Source organism: Methanobrevibacter sp. (assembly GCF_015062985.1).
Classification (GTDB): Archaea; Methanobacteriota; Methanobacteria; order Methanobacteriales; family Methanobacteriaceae; genus Methanocatella.
In genome coordinates, this window is the sequence record NZ_SUTI01000022.1 from 1 (window position 1) to 5,679 (window position 5,679).

4 protein-coding genes and 1 pseudogene are annotated in these 5,679 nt (G+C 30.2%); all 5 read left to right on the plus strand.

From position 1 onward, the window contains the following. The coding region (locus E7Z77_RS08565; RefSeq protein ID WP_292752909.1) for a hypothetical protein at positions 1-756 on the plus strand (756 nt) is incomplete at its 5' end. 15 nt (positions 757-771) lie between these two features. Next, a pseudogene (locus E7Z77_RS09815) lies at positions 772-846 on the plus strand (zinc-ribbon domain-containing protein); the annotation flags it as partial. Between the two features lie 138 nt (positions 847-984). Then, positions 985-1,443 carry a hypothetical protein gene (locus E7Z77_RS08570; RefSeq protein ID WP_292752911.1) on the plus strand — a complete coding sequence of 153 codons (459 nt, stop codon included), beginning with the start codon at positions 985-987 and terminating at the stop codon, positions 1,441-1,443. A 10-nt stretch (positions 1,444-1,453) separates the two neighbouring features. After that, a complete protein-coding gene (locus E7Z77_RS08575; protein ID WP_292752914.1) occupies positions 1,454-4,345 on the plus strand; it encodes an Ig-like domain-containing protein in 2,892 nt (963 codons plus the stop codon). Positions 4,346-4,742: 397 nt separating this feature from the next. Next, positions 4,743-5,679, plus strand: a 937-nt coding sequence (locus tag E7Z77_RS08580) for a hypothetical protein (RefSeq protein WP_292752916.1), incomplete at its 3' end; no start/stop codon positions are given.

The following is a 5,679-nucleotide window of genomic DNA, read 5'->3' on the forward strand; positions in this document are numbered from 1 at the left end:
GACTTTAACGGGCAATTCACATTGGATGTGCCTGGAAACTATTGGATGGCTAATGCAGGAGCAGATGGTCATCAATATGAAGATGGAAATGGAATCAAGATACAATATTTGACTTTAAGCGATATTGGAGGAGGAACTTTTGCTGATTATCTGACCTCACAAGGTCTAAAAGATGGTAAAACTGATGGTAATTTTACTGTATTTCAAAGTGATGGGAAATATGTTGTAGTGGCTAATTCCAGTGAAGAAATGTATATCATCACAGATAAAAACTTGGATGAAGCTAAAGCTATTGCAGCAAGTGCTGATTTGGGAACAAGTAAGGCAACTTCTTCACCGGAAAACTCAACCACAGAGTCTTCCAATGCTTCTGATTCTGGAGATATGGAAAAGGTAACTGTAGGTGATGTCTTAACAATCAATGCTCCTAAAGGATCAGAATTTAATAACGGAACTTACGATGGATTTTGGATTGTATATTCTGCATCAGCCTGTGATGCCGTAATCTATTACACAAATGAGGAATCAGCAAAAACTGCAATTGACGATGCATATTATGATGAATTTATCAATAATGTAACCTCTCAGAATAGTGTAAGTTCTTCTAAAGATGGTAATGTTACTGTTGTTGAAGGTATTCAGAATATTGATGGGACAAATGCAGCTTATGTGCACGGTGATAATGCAATGATTATAGTTGTTTCCAATGATTTGAATTTGGTTAAAGAAATGGCACAGTCAGTTGAATTTAAATAATGGTTTCGGAGTTATATGGCTAAAAAATATTGTGACCAATGTGGTAAAGAATTGGATATGTCTGCTCAATTCTGTTCGGCATGTGGTGCTGAAGTTTCTATGATAGAACAAGAAACCATTGGTAATAAAGTAGATAAAATTATAGATAAAACTAAATCCACGACAGACAGTTCATCTAACCTTAAATTTATACTTGTCGGTATAATTGCAGTGTTGGTGATATTGATTTTGGTATTTGCTTTTTCTGGAAATGGATTTGGCTCTGATGCAGTTGACGTTACAAGTGTTTCTCTTGATCACAAGTATTTTTATGCTACTACTGTTTCCGGTGGAACTGTTGATGAAAGACCAATCAAAGGCATCATTGAGTTTAGTTTCATGCCAACTGTATATTTGGAACGTGTAACAGGCATTGGTTTGCAAAATATTGAAATTACCTATTCTGACGGTCAAACACAACAAGCAGGATCAGGAGTTTTCAATAGTCATGAAAATATCTACAACCCTCATCAGGAGTATTCTTATTCTATGAATTATGTAGTTAATTTACACTCTAAAGCGGATGATAATATTGATGCTTACTTTAAAACTAGTCATATTAAAGCAGATATTGTGATTAACACAACTGATGAAACAAATAAAGTAATTGGACACATTGACAATGATGTAGTCCCACCAAGTAAATGAGGTTAATATTATGAAGAAAATAATGGTATTTTCAATAATGTTATGTTTAATGTTATTGGTTATATCTAGTGTTGGTGCAGCTGATAATCAAACTACTGATTTTGAAGATGCTAATTATTTATTAACAATTAATAATGGCAATGATGAAGATTTGATTAACAAAGAAAATTCACATGAAGTTAGTAATTATGATTTTGATAATTTAGATGATAATGAAACATTAATGTATTGTACTCACGATGAAGAAATTTTGGATTCACCTGCATATTATACGTATAGTGTTCAAGTAAATGATATTACTAAATCCTATGATGAATCTAAATCAATTTTAATGACAATGTCGCCAGCTTCAGCAGGATATGATTTTTATTTGAAAATATATGATTCCAAAAATGTTCAAAAAGAAAGTAAAAGATTTTACAGTTTGGATTCTTATTCAAAAGCAGTATATAATTTGAATTCTAAGAGTTTGGGCCCTGGAATTTATACTATTAAAATTATAAACTATGCAGATAATCATCTAATGACTTCTGCTAAATTGACGGTGAAATCAGTTCCCTATAATTATTATTCAGTTAATGTTGTTGATACTGAAATTGGTTATAAAACTAATGATGCAATATTTATTCAAGTTTTAGCAGATTCTTCTTATTATTTTAAATATGATTTTTATTTAAAGTTGTATGATTCAAAAAATGTTGAACGATTTAGTGAAAGATTTTACAGCACTACATCTCCATTAAATTCAGTGGGGTGTCGTTTAAATTCTAATAATTTAGAACCTGGTGTTTATACTATTAAAGTTATAAATAATGATGATAATCATTTAATGGATACTGCTAAATTGACTGTGAGTTCCATCCCTTATTCGGCATATTCTGTTAGCGTTCCTAATACTAGTTTAAAGTATGGTATTGGTGGTAAAATTGAAATCAGCATTTCCCCAGCATCATCAGGATATCTAAAATATGATTTCTATTTAAAAATATTTGATTCTAATAATACAGAAAAGGTAAGCATAAGGCATTATGGCAAAGAAAATTCAAATAAAGCAACTTATGATGTAAAAGCTACTAAGTTTGATCCGGGAGTTTATACAGTTAAAATAATTAATACCTTAGACAATCATTTGATGGCAACTAATAATTTAACTATCAAATCAGTACCCTATTCAGATTATTCTGTTGGTATTTCAAATATTAATATGGATTATGGAATAGGTAAGAGTATTGTGATTAGTATTTCTCCATCATCATCAGGATATCTAAAATATGATTTTTATTTTAAAATTTATGATTCCAATAATGTCGAAAAAGTAAGCCAAAGATATTACAATACTGCTGCTTCTGAAAAAGAAACCTATTATATTGCTTCTGCTAGTTTAAATCCTGGAATTTATACAATCAAAATCATAAACAATGATGATGGACATGTGATGAAAATAGCTACATTAAATATTGATAAAACAATTATTGAATCATCAGATTTAATTGGGAACTGTGATAAAATCACACAGTATAAAGTTCATGTTGCAAAAAATAATGAATTTAAAAATGGATTGAAAGTAACATTTAATTGCAATGGCAATGAATACACTAATGTCACTGATAGCAACGGTTATGCTTACTTAAATATACAGTTAGATGCTGGAAATTATTCTATTACTATAAAATGTAATGGTGAGGTAAATAAAAATAATATTTTGATTCAATCTGTTTATGTTGACAATAAATATAAAAATATGTATATTGATTCATTGTCCACATATTATGATGATAATAAAAATATTAATTATGGTTGGGAAGGTAATTTTAAAGGATTTTTAAACATATATAAAGGTTCAACTTTAACAAAAAGTATCAATATAGATAACTCTAAAAATATTAATACTTATTTTACCTATGAAAAATATTCTAATTCCATTTCTACATCATTGCTGAAAGATGCTGGAACATATACTTTGAAAATTGTTGATGTTGATGGAACAATTATTAATCAATCATCCGTTATAATCAAAAAGATTCCAACTGCACTTCATGTAAATGACCTGTATGGATATAAAAATACTAAAGAATCAACATATCTATTTTTATATGATAAAAATAAGGATAAACAATGTGTAAATGGTAAGGTAACCCTAAAATTTAATGGCAATACATATAATGTCAATATGAAAAATGGATTGGGCAAAGTCACTTTAAAACTTCCATCTATATCTAAAAAATATTGGGTCACTGCAACTTTCAAGGGTGATGAACATTATGAACCATCTTCTCATAAGTTTTTAGTTGATGTTGGGAAATATGGTAGTAGTATAATAGTATCAGCACCATCTAAAGTTAAACCTGGTGCTAAAACTACTATAAAAGCATCAGTATACTATAAAGATGGAACTAAAAAACTAACCTCTGGTATCATTAAATTTAAAATTAATGGCAAAACATATAAATCCAACATAAAAAAAGGTGTTGCCAAATTGATTATTAAAGCACCAAAAAATCCAAAAACATATACTTTTAAAGCATCATATTCAGGAACTAAAGATATTGATGCTGATTCTACTACATTTAAAATGACTGTTGAACTATCATTCACTGTTGTAGTCCCTACAAAACTTAATAAGAAGATAAATAGATATTATGGGAAGTATAAAGTTCAAACATATAAATGGATTGATTATGATTCTGATGGTAGGCATGCACATTTGGTTGTTAAACTTTATAAAAATGGTAAAAAACTAACTTACTATAAAGCTAAGTATTATGTGCATTATAGTTTTGGAGGGGGGACATGGTTATATACTAATAATCATGGCGAAACTGGTTATAAAACAACCTATGTGGGCTATAATAGGGTTTTAAAAGCTGATTGGGTCAAAGTTAAACTGTGGGTCTGGTCATAAAAAACTTGTGTTAAATAATAGGTGCAATTTTGCATCTGCTTCTATTTTTTTATTTTTTCATGTACATTTACTTGCAGGATTGCACTATTTTTTATAACCATATTCATTTGCCTTCATAACTGACTGTTTATTCAACTGTTTTTGTATGCAACTGTCAATATATTCATGCATCCTGTTGATTATTATTGTGTTTGTTTTGATGTGGTTTCGTTAATGGATCAGTTAGTTTGGGATTGTAAGTTTTTTGATGTTTTGATTGTGTATTGAGTAATTATTATTTATCTACACACTTTTAATGAAAGTAATTGCTTTAGTTGAGTTATATTTATTTTTCAACAAATATTATTTCATATAATATTGCCTGTAATAGAATAAAGGTAATATAGGTGTAAGAATTATGAAATTTAAAAAGACTTTACTGGCATTTTGCCTAATTATGTGTATCTTTTTTTGCGTCTCTAGTGTAGCTGCTGGTGATGTAAATGATACGATAGTGGGTAGTGATGATAATCAAATAGAATTGTCTCAAGATTCAATTGACGACAAAGTAATAGAAGATGATAATTTAAAAAGTAGTGAGATTGACGAAATTTTAACTTCAAACCCAAAAACATTCAGTGATTTAAATACTACAATTAATGGTAATGATGATAGTGATGTTTATCTGGATAGCAATTATACTTTTGAACTTGGGTCTGATTCTGATTTTAAGGATGGTGTTGTTATTGGTCGTGCTGTGACTGTTCATGGTAATGGTTTTACTATTAGTGGTGATAATGCTGCTAGGATTTTTTCTGTAACTAATAGTAATGTTGTTTTTAGGGATATTGTTTTTGTTAATGGTAAATCCAGTGGGGGTGGTGGTGCTATTAATGGTCAATGTATGGCTATAAATTGTACTTTCAATTCCAACTTTGGAGAGTCTGGTGGGGCAATGGCGTATGGTTCTGCAAGAGATTGTACTTTCAATTCAAATTCGGCAGGTTTGTATGGAGGTGCTATTGTTCAGTGTCAGGCTGAAAATTGTATTTTCAACTTTAATGATGCAAGTGCTGGTGGGGCAATGGCGTATGGTTCTGCTATACATTGTACTTTCAACTCTAACAGGGGATATGATGGAGGTGCCATATATGAGGGTTCTGCTATAAATTGTACTTTTAATTCCAACTTTGGATACTATGGTGGTGTCATGCATGATTCTTCTGCTATAAATTGTACTTTTAAAAATAATGAAGCATATTATTCAGGTGGAGCAATGTTTGGTGATGGATACGTCGCAGACAACTGTCAATTCATAAACAACACTGCAGTCACTGGTGGTGCAACCTACCAAA